This is a genomic window from Halospeciosus flavus (genome assembly GCF_029814175.1).
GTDB classification, from domain to species: Archaea; Halobacteriota; Halobacteria; order Halobacteriales; family Halobacteriaceae; genus Halospeciosus; species Halospeciosus flavus.
The window spans coordinates 1,390,810-1,410,094 of record NZ_CP122312.1 but is presented as its reverse complement, the minus strand read 5'-3'; the positions used below and the strand labels follow the sequence as shown (position 1 = coordinate 1,410,094).

The 19,285-nt window shown below is 66.7% G+C and carries 12 protein-coding genes; 5 read left to right on the top strand and 7 right to left on the bottom strand.

Features of this window, described 5'->3' with window-relative positions; translation table 11 throughout:
• Positions 1-154: 154 nt before the first annotated feature.
• The 5 genes from P0Y33_RS07295 (at position 155) to P0Y33_RS07275 (ending at position 10,637) form a co-directional block, all read left to right on the top strand.
• Positions 155-1,540: an HD domain-containing protein gene (locus tag P0Y33_RS07295; protein ID WP_279529878.1), complete on the top strand. Its 1,386-nt coding sequence runs from the start codon at positions 155-157 to the stop codon at positions 1,538-1,540.
• Positions 1,541-1,813: 273 nt separating this feature from the next.
• Positions 1,814-3,880: a PrkA family serine protein kinase gene (locus P0Y33_RS07290; protein WP_279529877.1), complete on the top strand. Its 2,067-nt coding sequence runs from the start codon at positions 1,814-1,816 to the stop codon at positions 3,878-3,880.
• Between the two features lie 3 nt (positions 3,881-3,883).
• Entirely contained in the window at positions 3,884-6,142 is a 2,259-nt protein-coding gene (locus P0Y33_RS07285; protein WP_279529876.1) for a PrkA family serine protein kinase, read from the top strand.
• Entirely contained in the window at positions 6,133-7,470 is a 1,338-nt protein-coding gene (locus P0Y33_RS07280; RefSeq protein WP_279529875.1) for a DUF444 family protein, read from the top strand. The genes P0Y33_RS07285 and P0Y33_RS07280 overlap by 10 nt, the downstream gene beginning before the upstream one ends.
• Positions 7,467-10,637, top strand: a complete 3,171-nt coding sequence (locus P0Y33_RS07275) for a SpoVR family protein (RefSeq protein ID WP_279529874.1) — start codon at positions 7,467-7,469, stop codon at positions 10,635-10,637. Before P0Y33_RS07280 ends, P0Y33_RS07275 begins: the two co-directional genes overlap by 4 nt.
• Positions 10,638-10,764: 127 nt before the next feature.
• Here P0Y33_RS07275 and P0Y33_RS07270 read toward each other — a convergent pair whose 3' ends face one another.
• From P0Y33_RS07270 to P0Y33_RS07240, 7 genes are all read right to left on the bottom strand, one after another.
• On the bottom strand, positions 10,765-11,562 hold the full coding sequence (locus P0Y33_RS07270) for an endonuclease/exonuclease/phosphatase family protein (RefSeq protein ID WP_279529873.1): 798 nt from the start codon (positions 11,560-11,562) through the stop codon (positions 10,765-10,767).
• Positions 11,563-11,613: 51 nt separating this feature from the next.
• Positions 11,614-12,558, bottom strand: coding sequence for a CPBP family intramembrane glutamic endopeptidase (locus P0Y33_RS07265; RefSeq protein WP_279529872.1), 945 nt, complete (start codon positions 12,556-12,558; stop codon positions 11,614-11,616).
• Positions 12,559-12,616: 58 nt separating this feature from the next.
• Positions 12,617-13,717, bottom strand: coding sequence for an ABC transporter permease (locus tag P0Y33_RS07260; RefSeq protein ID WP_279529871.1), 1,101 nt, complete (start codon positions 13,715-13,717; stop codon positions 12,617-12,619).
• Positions 13,714-15,015: an ABC transporter permease gene (locus P0Y33_RS07255; protein ID WP_279529870.1), complete on the bottom strand. Its 1,302-nt coding sequence runs from the start codon at positions 15,013-15,015 to the stop codon at positions 13,714-13,716. Before P0Y33_RS07255 ends, P0Y33_RS07260 begins: the two co-directional genes overlap by 4 nt.
• Complete coding sequence (locus P0Y33_RS07250) at positions 15,012-16,604, bottom strand: ABC transporter ATP-binding protein (protein ID WP_279529869.1); 1,593 nt, start codon at positions 16,602-16,604, stop codon at positions 15,012-15,014. The genes P0Y33_RS07255 and P0Y33_RS07250 overlap by 4 nt, the downstream gene beginning before the upstream one ends.
• A 60-nt stretch (positions 16,605-16,664) precedes the next feature.
• Positions 16,665-17,795: a BMP family lipoprotein gene (locus P0Y33_RS07245; protein WP_279529868.1), complete on the bottom strand. Its 1,131-nt coding sequence runs from the start codon at positions 17,793-17,795 to the stop codon at positions 16,665-16,667.
• 69 nt (positions 17,796-17,864) lie between these two features.
• Positions 17,865-19,229, bottom strand: coding sequence for a phosphopentomutase/phosphoglucosamine mutase (locus tag P0Y33_RS07240; protein ID WP_279529867.1), 1,365 nt, complete (start codon positions 19,227-19,229; stop codon positions 17,865-17,867).
• Positions 19,230-19,285: the final 56 nt, after the last annotated feature.

The following is a 19,285-nucleotide window of genomic DNA, read 5'->3' as shown; positions in this document are numbered from 1 at the left end:
GTTCACGGGCGGAGACTTAGAGGTTGGCGACGTGTGCCAATTCTTCCGGGCGGCTGTCGACCCGGGTGGAGACCGAAAACCCGACGGCGCTACGGCGGGTAGGCGTGGTACCTCCGCTGTCGCGTCCCGCCGCGACGGAACGCGGTGTCTCCTCATGCCGACGACACAGATCAAAGATCCCGTCCACGGCTACATCGAACTCGACCAGTCACTCGTCGACCGGATCGTCGACACGCGTCCGTTCCAGCGGATGCGTTACGTCCGGCAACTCTCGGCGACGCACCTCGTCTATCCCGGCGCGAACCACACGCGCTTCGAGCACAGTCTGGGCGTCTACCACCTCGGCCGGACCGTCTTCGAGAACCTCCGGACGCAGACCTACTTCACCCGGAACACCGACGAGGGCGTCCTCGACGAGATTCAGCGCACGCTGGAGTGTGCCTGTCTCCTCCACGACGTCGGCCACCCGCCGTTCTCTCACCTCGCCGAGCGCTTCCTCGACACCGACGAGTTGTACGCGCGCCTCGACGACCACGGACTCGTCGAGGCCTTCGAGGAGGCGGGACTCGACGACAGCCCCCTCGGGGACGCGAGTCCCCACGAACTCCTCGGCTGTCTCACGGTCCTCCGCGAGTACCGGGAGGCGCTGTCGCGCCTCGGTGTCGACCCCTACGAGGTGTGTGGCTACGTCTTGGGGTACAGTCTCGTCTACGAGCGCGGCGGACCGTGGCAGTTCGGCCTCGGTGCACAACTCCTCCACTCGCCCATCGACGTCGACCGACTCGACTACATCACCCGCGACAACCGGATGACCGGCGCCGACGTCCTGAGTTTCGACACCGACCGGATGGTCGACGCCTACACCGCCCACCCGGAGGAGGGACTCGCGCTCTCGGAGAAGGCACTGAGCACTATCGGCAACTACCTCGAAGGGCGCATCGCGCTCTACATGTGGGTGACCCAACACCACAAGTCGGTGTACGCCAACGTCCTCCTCCGCGCGATGCTCGACGAACTCGACGACCTCACCGACGAGCGGCCGGTGACCGTCGACCAGGTCCTCGACGGCGAAATCGACGACAACACGCTGATGGAACGGCTCCGCCACGCCGCCCGCGACCACCCCGACTCGACGCTCGCGGCGCTCTACGACCGATTCCGAGCGCGCCGGTTCCCCAAGACCTGCTGGAAACACCGCATCGCGTACGCGGACCGTGTCGACGTGGACCTTGACGCCTTTGGTGAGTGGCTGACCACGAACGCGGACCGACTCGAACGCGCGCTCGCCGACGAACTCGACCTCCCGACCCACGAGGTGTGGATCGAACGCTCGTACGTCCCCGAGTACGAACCGGGAGAACTGCGGGACATCCCCATCGCGTACGGCGGGACGACGCGGTCGGTCGGCGACTGGGGACTGTACGGCGAGCGGGCGTTCGACACGCCGATTCCGTTCGTCTTCGTCCCCCAGGGGGAGAAGAAACCGGCGACCGAATTCCTCGTCGCGAAGTTTCACGAGGAACACCAGGGCGGCGACTGAGACCCGTCGAAAACGACCGCACAGGGCCGTCTGCGTGGTGAACATTTAAGTACAAAGTGGAGGTGAGGTAAATCCCTGGTACCACCACCCGTCATCGGTGTGAGGGTAACCCTTTTAGTCGTGTGAGCCGTTAACATAAACCAGTACCGATACCGCACCGGCACTGCGCCCCGCCCTCCCCCCGCCGTCGCGCACGTCGAACCCGAATCGTGGTGGGTCGCACTGGCTGTGTGCATCGGTAACAAAGAACACGGCAAGCGCCACGACCTAACCATGCCTGGGAACACACTCGAACGGCTCAGCGAGCAGTACCGTGACTCCACGCCCGACGACCTCCGCGAAGCCCACGACTTCGCGTGGTACCTCGAACAGTGCCAGGACGACCCGAAGGTCGCACGGGCGGCCCACCAGCGGCTCGCCGACATGTTCGACTACTACGGGACGACCTACGACGAGGACGCGGCCCTCGTCGAGTACGAACTCGCCTCGGAGGACCCGCTCCACGACGGCGAGAACACGTTCTACGGCCGAGAGGTCCACGAGGCTATCCACGAATTCGTCAACAAGGTCAAGAGCGGCGCTCGCGGACTCGGCCCGGAGAAGCGTATCCTCCTGCTCCTCGGGCCGGTCGGTTCGGGGAAGTCGGCGTTCGACTCGCAGGTGCGAACCTACTTCGAGGACTACACCCGCCGCGACGCCGGGCGGATGTACACCTTCCGCTGGACGAACCTCTGCGAGATCGTCGACGACCAGGACCCCGCGGACGACACCGTCCGGTCGCCGATGAACCAGGACCCCCTCGTGTTGCTCCCGAAGGAGCAGCGCCAGGAAGTCCTCGACGACATGAACGAGGGTCTCGACGCGCCCTACACGCTCCGCAACGACCAGGCGCTCGACCCCGAGTCCGAGTTCTACATGGACCGGCTTCTGGCGCACTACGACGACGACCTCCAGGCCGTCCTCGAGAACCACGTCGAGATCGTCCGGTTCGTCGCCGACGAGAACCGCCGCGAGGGCATCGAGACCTTCGAGCCCAAGGACAAGAAGAACCAGGACGAGACGGAACTCACCGGCGACGTCGACTACTCGAAGATCGCCGTTTACGGCGAGTCCGACCCGCGCGCGTTCGACTTCTCGGGGGCGTTCTGTAACGCCAACCGCGGGCTGTTCAGCGGCGAAGAACTCCTCAAACTCCAGAAGGAGTTCCTCTACGACTTCCTGCACGCCACCCAGGAGCAGACGATCAAGCCGAAGAACAACCCCCGAATCGACATCGATCAGGTCATCGTCGGCCGGACGAACATGCCCGAGTACCGGGACAAGACCGGCGACGAGACGATGGAGGCGTTCAACGACCGCACCAAGCGCGTCGACTTCCCGTACGTCCTCGAGTACGAAAACGAGGCGCAGATCTACGAGAAACTCCTCCGGAACGCCGACGTCCCGGACATCCACGTCGAGCCACACACCCTCCAGATGGCGGGACTGTTCGGCGTCCTCACCCGCGTCGAGGAACCGGACAACGACACCGTCGACCTCGTGCAGAAAGCGAAGGCGTACAACGGCGAGGTCGACGAGACCGAGGACGTCGACGTGAAGAAACTCCGTGAGGAGGGCGCCGACAAGGCCGACGTCGCGGAGGGGATGGAGGGGGTCTCCCCGCGGTTCATCGGCGACGAGATCGCCGAGGCCATCATGGATTCGATGCACCGCGACCGCGGGTTCCTCTCGCCGCTGACGGTGTTCGTCCACCTGGAGGAGAACCTCGAGAACCACGGCTCCATCCCCGAAGAGCGCTTCGAGGTCTACCACCGCTACCTCGAGATGGTCCGCGAGGAGTACAAAGAGCGCGCCATCGAGGACGTCCGCCACGCGCTCGCCTACGACGTCGAAGAGATCCAGCGCCAGGGCGAGAAGTACATGGACCACGTCATGGCCTACATCGACGACGACACCGTCGCCGACGAGGTGACGGGCCGCGACCGCGAACCGGACGAGACGTTCCTGCGCGCCGTCGAGGAGCAACTGGAGGTCCCCGAAGACCGGAAGGACGACTTCCGCCAGGAGGTCTCGAACTGGGTCTCCCGGCGCGCCCGCGAGGGCGACACCTTCCACCCGCAGGACAACGAGCGCCTGCGCCGCGCCCTCGAACGTAAACTCTGGGAGGACAAGAAACACAACATCAACTTCTCCGCGCTGGTGTCGGCCAACGACCTCGGCGAGGAGCGCTCGGCGTGGGTCGAGGCACTCAAAGAGCGCGGCTACTCCGAGGGTGGTGCGCGCGAAGTCCTCGAGTTCGCCGGCGCGGAGGTCGCCCGCTCCGAACTGGAAGCGGAGTGAACCATGACCGAGGACTACCTCCGCGCCGCGGACGAGGAACTCGCCGACGCACGCGAGGAGCCGATGAGCCTCGCGGAGTTCGTCGACACCCTCGACGACCACCCGACGCGAGCGGCCCACGCCTCGCGCTACCTGCTCGACGCCATCGAGCACTTCGGGACCCGCGAGGTCGTCGAGGACGGCGAAGAGCGCGAGCGCTACCGCTTCTTCGACGACCCCGCCAACGACGGCGAACACGCCGTCCTCGGCAACACGGAACTCCTCAACGGGTTCGTCGACGACCTGCGGAGCGTCGCCGCCGGCCGCGGGAAAGAGGAGAAGATTCTCTGGTTCACCGGCCCGACCGCCACCGGGAAATCGGAGTTCAAACGCTGTCTCGTCAACGGCCTGCGCGCCTACTCGAAGACCGAGGGGGGCCGTCGCTACACCGTCGAGTGGAACGTCTCCGCCGCGGACGCCGACCCCGGCCTGACCTACGGCGGTGGCGACACCCGACCGGACGACGACGAGTGGTACGAGAGTCCGGTCCAGTCGAATCCGCTGGCCGTGTTCCCACCCGAGACGCGCGAGCGTATCCTCGACGCCGTCGCCGAAGAGGACGACGTAGCTCCGCCCCGTGCTGACACGGGTCTCGACCCGTTCTGCCGGGAAGCCTACGACTTCCTCGAAGAGCAGTACCGCAGGGAGGGCCGCGACGACCGCTTCGCGGCGGTCACCGACCCGGCCCATCTCCGGGTGAAGAACTACGTGATGGACGTCGGGCAGGGAATCGGCGTGCTCCACTCCGAGGACGCCGGCTCACCCAAGGAGCGTCTCGTCGGTTCGTGGATGCCCGAGCAACTCGCCCGCCTCGACTCCCGCGGGCGGAAGAACCCGCAGGCGTTCAGCTACGACGGCGTCCTCTCGCAGGGGAACAGCGGCATCACCGTCGTCGAGGACGCGGCCCAGCACGCCGACCTCCTGCGGAAACTCCTGAACGTCCCCGACGAGGGGGCGGTCAAACTGGACAAGGGCATCCACATGGACGTCGACACCCAGTTGCTGGTCATCTCGAACCACGACCTCGAGGCCCAACTGAACCAGCACGCCGACAAGCAGCGTTTCGACCCGCTGAAGGCACTCAAGCGCCGCCTCGACCGCCGCGAGTTCACCTACCTGACGAACGCGAGTCTCGAAGCCCAACTCCTCCGTCGCGAACTCCTCGGTGAGACGAGAGTGTGGACCGAGGCCGAAGAGGAGTCGCGCACCCGCGAACGCGTCGCGGTGACCGTCGAATCCGACGGCGAGCGCCGCGTGCGGGAGTTCGCCCCCCACGCCGTCGCCGCGGCCTCGCTCTACGACGTCGTCACCAGACTCCACGACGACGACCTCCCCTCGGGGATGGACCTCGTGGACAAGGCGTTGCTCTACGACCGCGGGTACCTCCGCGACGGCGACGAACGCGTCACGCTCGACGACGTGGAGTTCGGCGACCGCGAGGAGGGCCAGGACGGCGTCCCAGTCACATTCACGCGGGACGTCCTCTCGGACCTCCTGCACGCGAAGACCGACCGCCACCACCCCGACCTCCCGGTCGAGGACGTCGTCATGCCCCGCGACGTGCTGAACGCGATGGTCGACGGACTCGCCGAGGCGCCGGTCTTCTCCGACGCGGAGCGCGAACGCTACGAGGACCGCGTCGTCGCGGTCAAAGACGAGGTGTTCGCCCGGCAGGAAGACGACGTAGTCGACGCCATCATGTTCGAGCGGACGGTCGACGAGGCCACCGTCGAGGAGTACGTCGAACACGTCTACGCGTGGGCGACCGACGGTGCCGTCGAGGGCCCGGACGGCGAGGACGACCCCGACCCGTTGAAGATGAAGGTGTTCGAGACCGAGCACCTCGGTCGCTTCGACGAGGACGCCTACGACGGCACCGACCCCTCGAAGAAGGTCCGCGAGTTCCGCGAGGGGAAGATTCTGACCGCACTGAACCGCCACGCGTGGGAGCACCGAACCGACGACTTCCGCGTGCAGGACGTCGACCTCTCGGAGATTCCAGTCATCGAGACCGTCCTCGACGCGACCGACTGGGACGACGTCGCGCGGGCGTTCCCCGACCTCGACCCCGACCAGTGGGACGACCCGCCCGAGGGCACCGAGACCGAACGCGTGAAGGAGGCGACCGTCGAGCGCCTCGTCGCCGACTTCGGCTACACACCGGCGTCGGCCGAACTGACCAGCAGACACGTCATGAATCAGGTGAGCTACCGATGGGACTGAGAGAAGACCTCGAACGCTACCGGGAGGTCGGTGAACAGCGTCGCCAAGACCTCGCCGAGTTCATCTCGCACGGTGAACTCGGTGACGGTGAGAAGATCCAGGTGCCGGTGAAAATCGTCGACCTCCCCGAGTTCGAGTACGACCAACTCGACCAGGGTGGAGTCGGACAGGGCCAGGGCGGCCAACCCCAACCCGGCCAGCCGGTCGGCCAGCCACAACCCGGACAGGGCGACGGGGACGGCGACGGAGACGAGGAGGGCGACGGCGACGAGGCCGGCGACAGCGCCGGCGAACACGAGTACTACGAGATGGACCCCGAGGAGTTCGCCGAGGAACTCGACGACCGCCTCGGACTCGACCTCGAACCCAAGGGCAAGAAGGTCGCCGAAGAGTCCGAGGGCGACTTCAACGACATCGCCCAGAGCGGGCCGAAGGGCACTCTCGACTTCGACAGCCTGTTCAAGCGCGGCCTGAAGCGCAAACTCGCGACCGACTTCGACGAGTCGTACGTCGAGGAGGCGCTGAAGGTCGACGGTTGGGGCGTCGACGAGGTGTTCCGCTGGGCGCGCGGGGAGAACATCCCCGTCTCCCGTGCCTGGATCGCCGACCGCGCCCGCGACCTCGACGACGAGGAGCGCTCGACGTGGCCGAGTATCGACACCATGGAGGCGAACGTCGAACAGGAGTCGACGGCCGCGCGTATCCGTCGCGAGGGCGTCGACCGCGTCCCCTTCCGACGGGAGGACGAGCGCTTCCGCTACCCCGAGATCGAGGAGGAGTACGAGAAGAACGTCGTGGTCGTCAACATCCGCGACGTCTCCGGTTCGATGCGCGAGGAGAAACGCGAACTCGTCGAGCGGACGTTCACGCCCCTCGACTGGTACCTCCAGGGGAAGTACGACAACGCCGAGTTCGTCTACATCGCCCACGACGTCGAGGCCTGGGAGGTCGAACGCGAGGAGTTCTTCGGCATCCGCTCCGGCGGCGGGACGAAGATCTCCAGCGCGTACGAACTCGCTGACGAACTCCTCTCAGCGTACCCCTGGAACGAGTGGAACCGTTACGTCTTCGCCGCGGGCGACGGCGAGAACTCCCACAGCGACACCGAGGAGAACGTCGTCTCGCTGATGGAGGAGATCGACGCCAACCTCCACGCCTACGTGGAGACCCAACCCGGGTCGGTCCAGCGGGGTCGCCACGGTGACAAGGTGCAAGAACGCCTCGGCGACGCCGACAACGTGGCCGTCGCCCACGTCGGCGGCCGCGACGACGTGACCGACGCCATCGAGACCATCCTCAGCACCGAGGGTGGGGGTGATTCAGAATGAGACCTGCCGACAGAGAGAAACGACGCATCGCCGACGACCTCGAAGAACCGGCGGCGGCGGCGCGCCGCCTCGCCGAGAAACTCGGACTCGAACCGTACGACGTGAACTACTGGATCGTCGACAACGACGAGATGAACGAACTCATCGCCTACGGCGGGTTCCAGACGCGCTATCCCCACTGGCGCTGGGGGATGCAGTACGACCGCCAGCGCAAGCAGAACCGCTACCTCGGCGGGAAGGCCTTCGAAATCGTCAACAACGACGACCCGGCCCACGCGTTCCTCCAGGAGTCGAACACGCTGGCCGACCAGAAGGCGGTCATCACGCACGTCGAGGCTCACTCGGACTTCTTCGCGAACAACCAGTGGTTCGGGATGTTCCGCGACGACCCCGACGCCGCGGCGATGCTCGAACGCCACGCCGAAACCATCGGCGAGCACATGGCCGACCCCGACGTCGAACGCTCCGAGGTCGAGGCGTTCGTCGACAGCGTGCTCTGTCTGGAGGACAACGTCGACCAGCACCACGTCTACGAGGAACGGCCACTCGACGGCGACGGCGACGTCGACGGTCCCGACGTCGAGGAGACGCTCGAAGAACTCGGCCTCTCCGAGGAGGTGTCGGCCGCCATCTTCGACGAGGAGTGGCTCGACGACAACCGCGAGGAGGGCGAGACACCGACCGTCCCCGCCGAACCGGAGCCAGACCTCCTCGCGTTCCTCCGCGAGCACGGCAAGCGCTACGACGAGGACGCCGAGAAGGCCGTCGAGTTCGAGGAGTGGCAGGTCGACGTCCTCGACTGTCTCCGCCGGGAGGCCTACTACTTCGCCCCGCAGAAGATGACGAAGGTGATGAACGAGGGGTGGGCCTGTGTCGCCCCGGATACCCTCACGTTTACCGAAGACGGGCTAATTCCGATGGAGGACGTCGTTGACTCGCACGTCTCTGTCTCTGACGGCGACCAGAAACGACGTGTATACGACTCGAACGTCATCCCTGACCACGAGACCGTCACTGTGCAGACACGTCGTGGGTTCGAGCTCACCGGGTCGAATAACCACCGTATTCGACTTCCAGACGGGTCGTGGGTACGCCTTGACGAACTCTCTCAAGGTGACGAAATAGCGATTTCCGGCGGCAATGGAGTGTGGCCAACGGAGTACGCCCCGGTCGACTGGGATAATCCGACGAACACCACACTCCAGGACGTTGCCGACGAGGCCGGCGTCTCTCTGTGGACCGTGATGCGATATCGAGAGACCGGCCAGGCGCGAAAGTCTGAGGCTATCGAGACGGCACTCACTGAGTACGACGGTGAGAACCAGAGTGTCGCCCAGCGCGATCCTATCCGGATTCCGAACGAGGTAACCGAAGACCTCGGTCGATTCCTCGGATTGCTCATCGGTGACGGCCACGTCTCCGTCGCTTCGAAACAAGTCGGATTTACGACCGCATCGAGAGAGTACGCTGAAGAATTCGCGACCCTCGCTACCGAACTATTCAGTATTGAGCCGTCGCTCGAAGAGCAAGGCTCACGTTGGCGTGTCTATCTCTACTCAGCGAATCTGGTCAACTTCCTCAGAGAGGAATGCGACCTGCCTGGGGGCAAGTCGGCCGCGAAGAAGACGATTCCCTCGAAGATTCTCCGCTCGCCGAAGCCAGTCGTCGCCGAGTTCCTCACTGGGCTCTTCGACGCCGACGGCTACGCTGGAGAACAGGGGGCAATCCTCAGCACGAAGAGCGAGGAACTGAGTCAGCAGGTACAGTTACTGCTCACGAACTTCGGTATTCTGAGCCGCTGGCGTGAACAGACGGACGGCTGCTACCACGTCCACCTGACCGGAGAATCTGCACAGATATTCGCCGACGAAATCGGGTTTGCGTACGTCAAGAAGTCCGAACGGCTACACACCTATCTCGACGACCTTGCCTGGTTCGAGACGGAGACGTGGACAGACAAAGTCGTCGAACTCGAAGAAGGAACTGAAGACGTATACGATATCTCCGTCGAAGAAACCCATCGATACGCTGCAGCCGGGTTGGTGAACCACAACTCGAAGTGGGAGTCGCTGATGATGGGCGAAGAGGCGTTCGCCGGCGTCGACGAGTTCCTCGACTACGCCGACCACCAGGCCCGCGTCCTCAACTCGCCGGGGTTCAACCCCTACAAACTCGGCAAGCAACTCTGGGAGTACCTCGAGAACACGGCCAACCGCCGCGAGGTCGCGGAGAAACTCCTCCGCGTCGAGGGCATCACCTGGCGGAACTTCCACGACGCTGTCGACTTCGACGCGGTACAGGAGCACCTCGAACCGCCCGAGGCCGTCGACTCGGTGACGTCCGTCGAGGACCTCTCGGACCTCCCCGACGCGTGGGTCGACCACACTGCGGTCCAGCGCGCTCGCGAGGGCGAGACCGACCTCGAACGCTACCCGTGGGAGGCGCTCACCTTCGAGGGACTGGCGGTGCGCCACTACTCGCTGGCGAAACCGCAGAACCACGGGTTCCTCCGGGCTATCGGGCGGGACGAACTCGAACAGATCTCGCGCTATCTCTTCGAGACCGACCGCTACGAGAGCGTCGAGGAGGCGCTCGACGACGTCGACCGGACCGTCGCCTGGGAACGGATGTTCTCGGTCCGCGAGAGCCACAACGACGTCACGTTCGTCGACGAGTTCCTCACCCAGGAGTTCGTCGACGCGAACGACTACTTCACCTACGAGTACAGCTACTCGACCGGGCAGTACCACGCGGCGAGCGTCGACGCCGCGGACGTGAAGAAGAAACTCCTCTTGCGCTTCACGAACCTCGGGAAGCCCACGGTAGTCGTCGCGGACGGCAACTTCCGCAACCGGAACGAACTCCTGCTCGAACACCGCTACAACGGCGTCGCACTCGACGTCGCGCAGGCCCGCAAGACGCTCGAACGAGTGTTCGACCTCTGGGGACGACCGGTCAACCTCACGACCATCGTGAAGGACCTCGACGAACGGGAGATCGAACTCGCCCAGCGACAGAACCGCGAGCCAGAACCCGAGGAGAAGGGCGTGCGCATCCGCTACGACGGCGAGGAGTTCGAGCGCGAAGAACTCGACTGGGCGGACGTCGAGCACCTCTCGGCCGACGGCGTCGACTACGACACCAAACCCGAAGACTGGTTGGCCTGAGTCGGCCGGAGGGGACGAGGGGGCGAACAGGCGGCCACGTCGCGTCGCTCGCCGGTCGGCGTGGCCGCACACCCGCGAGACCGACCGGCCCGCGTTCAGGACACCGGCGTTCTGGTCCCGGCTTCTCTTATGAACTCTCGTCGAGTCGCAGGTTCGCGACGACGGGCAGGTGGTCGGAGGGGTAGTGGCCCGCGTCGTCGTGGTCGGTGGCGGTCCCACACTGCTCGGCGTCGAACGCTCCGGTGACGAATACGTGGTCGATGAGCATGTCCTCGACGAGCGAGTCGAACTCCGTGAACGACGTCCGCGGACCGTGTGGCGCGTGGGGTGAGACGTCGCGGACGTCCCGGAACGGGGACGCCTCGGCCGTGAGGGCGTCGTAGGCTGGCTCGCCGGGTTCGCAGTTGCAGTCGCCGGTCAGAACGACCGGTCCGTGTTCTCGGAGGTCGGCGGCGCGCTCGCGGACGAGTCGTGCACCTTCGAGGCGGGCGGTCTCGCCCTCGTGGTCGAGGTGCGTGTTGACGTGGACGAACCGCGTGTCGCTCGCCGCGTCTTCGAGGACGGCCCAGGTCGCGATTCGTGGGTGCGAGCCGTCCCACCCGACGCTCCCGACGTCGTCGGGGGTCTCCGAGAGCCAGAAGGTGTCGTGGTCGACGCAGTCGAAGCGCTCGGAGCGGAAGCCGACGGGCGTGTGCTCCCCGTCCTCGCCGTCGCGGGGTTCGCCGACGAACGTGTAGTTCGGCAGTCGCTCGCAGAGGTCGCGGAGTTGGTTCGCCTTCGGCTCCTGTAACCCGACGACGGCGGGGCGGTGGAATCGGACGGTCGACGCGACGGCGTCCGCGCGGTGGGGCCACGCGTGCTCACCGTCCTCGTCGGTGTCCAACCGGACGTTGTAGGTCATCGCGCGGAGGGGACTACCGCTCACGGGTCGGCGTGCACGCCCCGGACGCTAAACGGTTCCGGCGGGCGCGTCGACTCACTCGTCGCCCCGGCCGGTGAATCCCGTCGGGTCGAACGACTCGCGGCCGGTCCGCCGCGCCCACCAGACGCAGGCGCCGGCGCCGACGAGGACCGCGGCGACGCCGAGGAGACCGGCCTCGGGTCCGAACTTCCCGCCGGTCGCGACGGTCGGACCGTGCTGGTCGACGGCGACGACGGTCGCCGGGAGGGTGAGACCGCTGACCGGCAGTCCGTAGACCGCGCCCATCGCGGTGTTCCACGACAGGTGGGCGCCGATGGGGAGCGCGAGTTCGTCCGTCAGGACGTAGCCGATTCCGAGAAAACCGCCGGCGACGAGGACGCCGAGCACGCTCGTCACCGTCGCGTCGGGGTTCGCCGCGTGCGCGAGCGCGAAGACGAGCGAGGAGCAGGCGAGCGCTGCGGCGAGCGCCCGCCGACGGCCGAACCCGACGAGTCCCTCGGCGGCGTTCCGCAGCAGGTAGCCGCGGGCGAGCAGTTCTTCGTAGAAGGCGACACAGCAGAAGAGGGCGAGTTCGAGTGCCAGCGGAACGGCGAACGACCCCCACGCCTCACGGACGACGAGGACGCCGGTGACCGACGCCCACCCGAACGCGAGTTCGACGGCGACGATGGCGGAGACGAGCACCGCCCCGAGTGCGAGTCCGAACCCGAAGTCCCGCCACCAGTCCCGGTCGAGGTGGAAGCCGTAGGCACGGACCGGCCGGCGGTCGAGGAACCGGGCGGCGAGCGGTATCCCGACGAGTGCGCCGACGAGCATTCCGACGGTGCTGACCGTGAGCGCGACGAGGCGTGGCGACCCCGTGCCGAGGCCGACCGTGACGGCGAAGAGTCCACTCGCGACGACGGTCGGGACCGCGACGAAGAGGAAGGCGAGGAGGAGACGCCACCCCGCGCGGAGGCGGCGTTCGTCGTCGTTCCAGAAGAGCGACCGGAGGTTCATAGCGAGTCGGTCGGTCGCCCCGAAGTTGAAAGCTTCTGCTCGCTCTTCCTCGGTCCCGCTACTCCTCGCCGGACTCGTAGTGCTCGCCGGACGCTTCGGGAATCCGGGTGCGGCCGACCAGCGCGAGCACGACGACGACGGTGAGGTAGGGAATCATCCCGATGACGGGGTCGGGGACTTCGTAGCCCTGGATCTGCTGGAGTCGGATCTGGAGGGCGTTCAGCCCCGCGAACAGTAGGGAGGCGCCGAACGCGCCGACCGGGTTGTAGTTACCGAACAGGTAGGCGGTGATGGCGATCCACCCGCGGCCGGAGACCATCGTCGTCCCGCCACCGATGAACTGGCCGACCTGTCCGAGCGCCAGTCCGGCGCCGCCGATGCCCGAGAACACGCCCGACAGCAGGACACTCGCGTAGCGGACGCGTTTCACGTCGACGCCGGCGGTGTCGAGGGCCTTCGGGTTCTCCCCGCTCGCACGGACCCAGTGGCCGAAGTTCGTCCGGTAGAGGACGTGCCAGCACAGCGGGACGGCGACGAGCATCATGTACACCGTCGGGAGCGCGTCGAAGAGGATGCCGCCGACGATGGGGATGTCCGAGAGGACCGGGATGGTCCAGTTGTTCAGCGTCGGCACCGAGGGGCTATTGACCGACCCCCAGACGACCTGGGAGGCGAACGGTGCGAGTCCGAGCGCGACCAACCAGACGGCGAGACCGGCGATGATCTGGTCGGCCTCGTAGCGGATACAGACGACGGCGAACAGCGCCGAGAGGAGGGTACTCGCGACGATTGCCGCGAAGAAACCGGTCCAGACCATCCACTGACTGGTCGTGCTACCCTCGCCGAGCAGCGAGACCGTCGCGACGCCGGTGAACGCGGCGACGATGAGCAACCCTTCGAGACCGATGTTGATGACGCCGCTCTTCTCGGCGAAGATACCGCCCAGCGCCGCGAAGGCGATGGGGACGGCGAGGCGGAGGGCGGACCCGACCGCCGAGGCGTCGACGACGGTCGGAACCATGAGGAGCGTCTCGACGAGGACGTCCCCGAAGAAGACGAGGAACAGGACCGTGGAGACGAGTGCGACGCCGGCGGCGACCTGCTTGCCACGCGACCAGCCGGCGACCGTCTCGGGCCACGTCGCGGGGTCGACGTTCATTCGCGCTCACCTCCGCTGGCCGCGGCCTGCTCTCCGAGTCCCGCGTGTTTGCCGAGCAACCGGAAGAACTCCGGCATGGCGACGAAGAGGATGATGAGGCCGCGGAGGACGCCCACGAGTTGTCGGGGGACGCCCAGCGCGAACTCGATGGTGATACTCCCGCTCTTGAGCACGCCGAACAGCAGCGCGGCGGGGACGACGCCGAGGGGGTTGTTGCCGGCGAGGATGGAGACGGTGATACCGTCGAAGCCGAGTGACGGGACGCCGGCCTGGAAGTAGCCGAGCACCATCAGGACGTACACCGTCCCGCCGATGCCGGCGAGCGCGCCCGAGAGCGCCATGCTCGTCACCATCGTCGACTCGGCGTCGACGCCGCCGTACTCGGCGGCCTTCGGCTGGATTCCGCTGACGCGGAGGTCGTATCCGAGTGCGGTCTCCGTGAGGAAGAGCGCGATGCCGGCGACGAGCAACAGGCCGAAGACGAACGCGACGAGCGAGAAGGGTGCGCCCGACCCGAAGAGGACGGGGTTGAGCTGTGCGTACTCGGGAATGGTCGCGGTGCGGACGGTCTGGACGCCCTCGGCCTGGAAGTAGTTACTGACGAGGACGAACGCGAGGTCCGCGGCGACGAAGTTGAGCATGATGGTGGTGATGACCTCGTTGGCCTCGGCGTACGCCTTCAGCGCGCCGGGGATGGCGGCGTAGAGCCCACCGGCGAGTGCGCCGACGACGACGGCGAGCGGGATCAAGACGAGCGTGCCGACCGTCCCCGCGGGGACGTACGGTGCGGCCCAGAGGACCGCGAGCGCGCTGGCGAGCGCGCCCAGCACCAGTTGACCCTGGGCGCCGATGTTGAACATCCCGGCGCGGAAGGCGACGGCCACCGAGAGGCCGGTGAACAGCAGGAGGGTGAGTTCCTTGAGCGTGATCGAGAGGTTGAACAGCGACAACGACAGCGACTGCGGGTTCGCGAACGACCCGACGAAGAGGTACCAGTACACTTCCAGCGGGTTGTAACAGAAGGTCCCGAGGACCGGGACGCGCATCGTCGCGCCGGCCCACCCCGGCAGGAGGGTGAGCGGCCAGAGTGACGCGGCGCCCGAGGGACACGTCGCGAGCCACCCGGCGAGGAGCATCACGAACGCACCGACCACGATGGACGTCAGCAGGGCCGCGAAACTGATGAGCACTCGTTCGAGCGCGGAGGCCTCGACGAGGCGGCCGAGCGTGTTGCGCGCCCGGTCGTGCCACGGCCCGCGCTCTTTGTCCTCGTGTTCGGGGTCGGCGGCGCGACTCATCGCTCGACACCTCCGGTGTCACCCTCGGCCTCGGCCCCGGCCGCACCGGCGATGGCCGGCATCGAGGGCGTGTCGGCCCGTTCGCCCGCCATCAGGAGACCCAGTTCCTCTTCGGTGACGTCGTCGGGGTCGACGACGTCCATGAACTCGCCGTCGTGGACGACGCCCAGGCGGTCGCTCAACTGCTGGACCTCGTCGAGTTTCGAGGAGACCAGCAGGACGGCCTTCCCCTCCGCGCGGAGTTCGAGCAGGCGGTCGTGGATGAACTCGATGGAACCGACGTCGACCCCGCGGGTGGGGTGGACGGCGACGACGAGGTCCGGGTCGCGTTCGAACTCCCGGCCGACGATGAACTTCTGCTGGTTCCCACCCGAGAGGGCCTTCGCGTCGGCGTCCGCGTTCGCCGGTCGGACGTCGTACTCGTCGATGACGTCCTCGGCGTGCCCGCGGACGCCGTCCCAGTCGATTCGGCCCGAGCGCTCGAAGACGCCGTGTTGGCTCCCGAGCGTCGCGTTCTCGACGAGGTCGAAGTCCATCACGAGTCCGCGCTCCTGTCGGTCCTCGGGGATGTAGGCGATGCCCGCGTCGATGCGTTCGCGACGGGAGAGGCGGTCGATGGACTCGCCGTGGAGGGCGACCTCGCCCTCGCGTGCGTGGCGGAGGCCCGTGATGGTCTCGACGAGTTCGGACTGGCCGTTCCCGTCGACCCCGGCGATGCCGAACACCTCGCCCGAGCGCACGTCGAAGTCGACGTCGGAGACCGCCTCGATGCCGCGGTCGTCGTCGACGGTCAGGTCCTCGACGGTGAGGACCGGCGCGCCGGGCGCGACCGACTCCTTCTCGACTTCGAGGAGGACTTCCCGGCCAACCATGAACTCCGCGAGTTCCTCGCGGGTCGCGGTGTCCGCGTCGACCGTCCCGACGTTCTTCCCGTCGCGGAGGACGGTGATGTCGTCGGCGGCGGCCATCGCCTCGTCGAGTTTGTGCGAGATGAAGATGATCGTCTTGCCGCTCTCGGTGAGTTCCTCGAAGACGTCGAAGAGTTCCTCGACCTCCTGTGGTGTGAGGACGGCGGTCGGTTCGTCGAGGATGAGCACGTCCGCGCCGCGGTAGAGCGCCTTCAGGATCTCGACGCGTTGTTGTTCGCCGACGGAGATGTCGTCGACGGTCGCAGTTGGGTCGACGTCGAAGCCGTAGCGTTCGGAGAGTTCACGGACCTCCTGGACGGCCTGCTCGCGGTCGACCGCGAGACCGGCCCACTTGCGGGGTTCCTGGCCGAGGACGATGTTCTCGGCGACGGTCATCGTGTCGACCAGCATGAAGTGCTGGTGGATCATGCCGACGCCCGCGTCGATGGCGTCGCGCGGCGAGTCGAAGTCGCGGGGTTCCCCGTGGACGGAGACGGTCCCCTCTTCCGGTTGGTAGAGACCGTAGAGGACGTTCATCAGCGTCGTCTTCCCCGCGCCGTTCTCGCCGAGGAGGGCGTGGACGGTGCCCTCTTCGACGCGGAGGTCGACGTCGTCGTTGGCGACGACCCCCGGGAAGCGTTTCGTGACACCGTCGAGGTGGACAGCGAGTGACTGTGACATCAGTGGTGTGCGTGTACGAAAATGGTCGAATCGGGTTCAGTCGGTGTCGATGGACTCCGGTCAGGCGTTCTTTGGCTCCGTCGGGACGTCGATCTCGCCGGAGACGATGGCCTGCTTCGACTGGTCGAGTTTGTCCTTGACGGACTGGGGGATGGCGTCGCCGACTGCCTGGCCGTAGATCGCTTCGACGCCACCGTCTTGGAGTCCGAGGCGGACGTGTGAGCCACCCTTGAACTTGCCCTGGACGACGTTTCCGATGGACTCGAAGACGGCCGTGTCGACGTGTTTGACCATGCTCGCGAGGATGACCTCCTCGAAGTCGGTCGACTTCGACTGGTCGGAGTCGACGCCGATGGCGTAGCGACCCTTCTCCATCGCGGCCTTGAACACGCCGATGCCGCTCCCACCGGCCGCGTGGTAGACAATGTCTGCGCCCTCGTCGTACATGGAGAGAGCGATCTCCTTTGCCTTCGAGGGGTCGTTCCACGCGCCGACGTACGCCGAGCGCACCTCGATGTTCTCGTCGGCGTACTTCGCGCCGGCCTCGTAGCCCGCCTGGAACTTCTTGATGAGGCTCGTCTGCTTGCCGCCGACGAAGCCGACCACCAGGTCGTCCGGGTTGGTCGACACCGTGTGCTCCGACCCGTTGGCGGTGTAGGTCGTCGAGAAGTCCCGTGCGGTCAGCAGGCCGCCGAGGTGACCGACCTGGAAGGACCCCTGGTGCTCCTTGAACGTGTAGGAGGCGACGTTTGGCTTGTCGACGACGGAGTCGATGATGGTGAACTTCTGGTCGGGGAAGCGCTCGGCGTTCTGCTGGAGCGGCGTCGCCTGCACGTAGCCGACCGTCGTGACGAGTTCGTACGTCGGCGACGTCGACTGCGCGAGCTTTCGCTGGAACGTCTCGATGTCGTTGACGGACCCCGGCTCTGTGTTCTTGTAGGTGATGTCGTACTTCTCCTTCGCGTGCTTGACGCCCTGGAGCGCCATGTCGTTGAACGACTTGTCGCCGAGTCCGCCGAGTGCGTACACCATTCCCACGTTGAACGGGTCCGACTCGGTCGTGGTGTCGCCGCCACCCGACTGACCGCCACTCCCGCCGTTCCCGCCACTACAGCCAGCGAGTCCAGTCATGCCGATGGTCCCTATCCCACTCGTGAGCTTCAGAAACGTCCGCCGGTTCTGGTCCGCCATACTTGCCTAATGGGCGGGAGGGTATCGACATAAGCCCACCGTTTCGACGGTTCTCCTGAAAGATCGGCACTAGGTTTCGGCTTCGACGGCCCGTTCGACCACTTCGACGACGGCGTCGACGAGTTCGTCGACGGTCTCACTCTCGGCGTAGACACGGACGTAGGGTTCGGTCCCGGAGGGGCGGACGAGCGTCCACGACCCGTCGGGGAACTCCGCGCGGACGCCGTACTCCGTCTCGACGGTCGCTTCGGGGAACGTCCCGGGAATCTGCTCGCGGAGCACCGCCATCACGTCGTCTTTGGCCTCGTCGGGACAGTCGACGCTCACCTTCCGGTAGGGTCGCTCGGTGACCGGTTCCCGGAGCGGTCCGAGGCCGCCGGCGTCGGCGACGAGTCCGGCGACGACCGCCGCACTCGTGACGCCGTCGATCCACCCGCCGAACGCGGTGTGGATGTGTTTCCACGGTTCGGCCGCGAACACGACGTCGCCGCCCTCGTCGCGGACCCGTGCGATTCCCTCGTGGAGTGCACCGAGGTGGACCCGTTCGACGCGGCCCCCGGCCTCGCGGACGCGTTCGTCGATACGGGCGGAGGCGTTGGGCGTCGTCACGACGACGGGGTCCGCGCGGTCGAGTTCGCGGGTGTAGTGCTCGGCGAGGATGGCGAGGATCGTGTCCTCGTGGACGACCTCCCCGTCCGCGTCGAGGACGACGATGCGGTCTGCGTCCCCGTCGTGGGCGATACCGAGCGCGAACTCCCCGTCCTCGACGAACCGCTGGAGGTCGCCGAGCGTCTCGGGCGTCGGCTTCGAGGGGCGACCGGGGAAGTGGCCGTCGACGTTGGCGTTGAGCGTGACGACGTCGGCGCCGAGCGTCCGGAGGACGTGTGGCGTCGCGAGCGCGCCCATCCCGTTGCCGCAGTCGACGGCGATTCGGAGCCCGTCGAGCGGGCGCTCCTCGTCGCGGCCAACCGCTTCGCGTGCGTAGTCCGCGACCGCTTCGCGGTAGTCGGCCAGCACGGCGAGGTCCTCGCCGTCGCCCCACTCGTCCCAGTCGGCGGGGGCGGTGCCGCGTTCGACGCGGTCCTCGATGGCTTCCTCGGCGTCGCGGTCGTACTCGACACCGTCGGCGAAGAGTTTGATGCCGTTGTCGTGCGGTGGGTTGTGCGAGGCGGTGAGCATCACGCCACGTCGACCCTGCGAGGCGTAGGCGAGCGCCGGCGTCGGGAGGACGCCCACGCGTCTGACGTCCGCGCCCGCGCTCTCCAACCCCGCCTCCACCGCGGCGGCGAGCGCCGGACCGGTCTCGCGGCCGTCGCGACCGACGACGAACTCGTCGCCGTCCCGTCCGGCGGCGCGACCGACCGAGAGCGCCAGTTCCGGCGTCACTTTCTCGGTCACGTCGCCGCGGATTCCTGCGGTCCCGAAGAGACTCATGTCCGGGGAGTGGAGCGGGCGCTACTTAGCGGCCGTGGGTTCGGCGAGCGAGCACG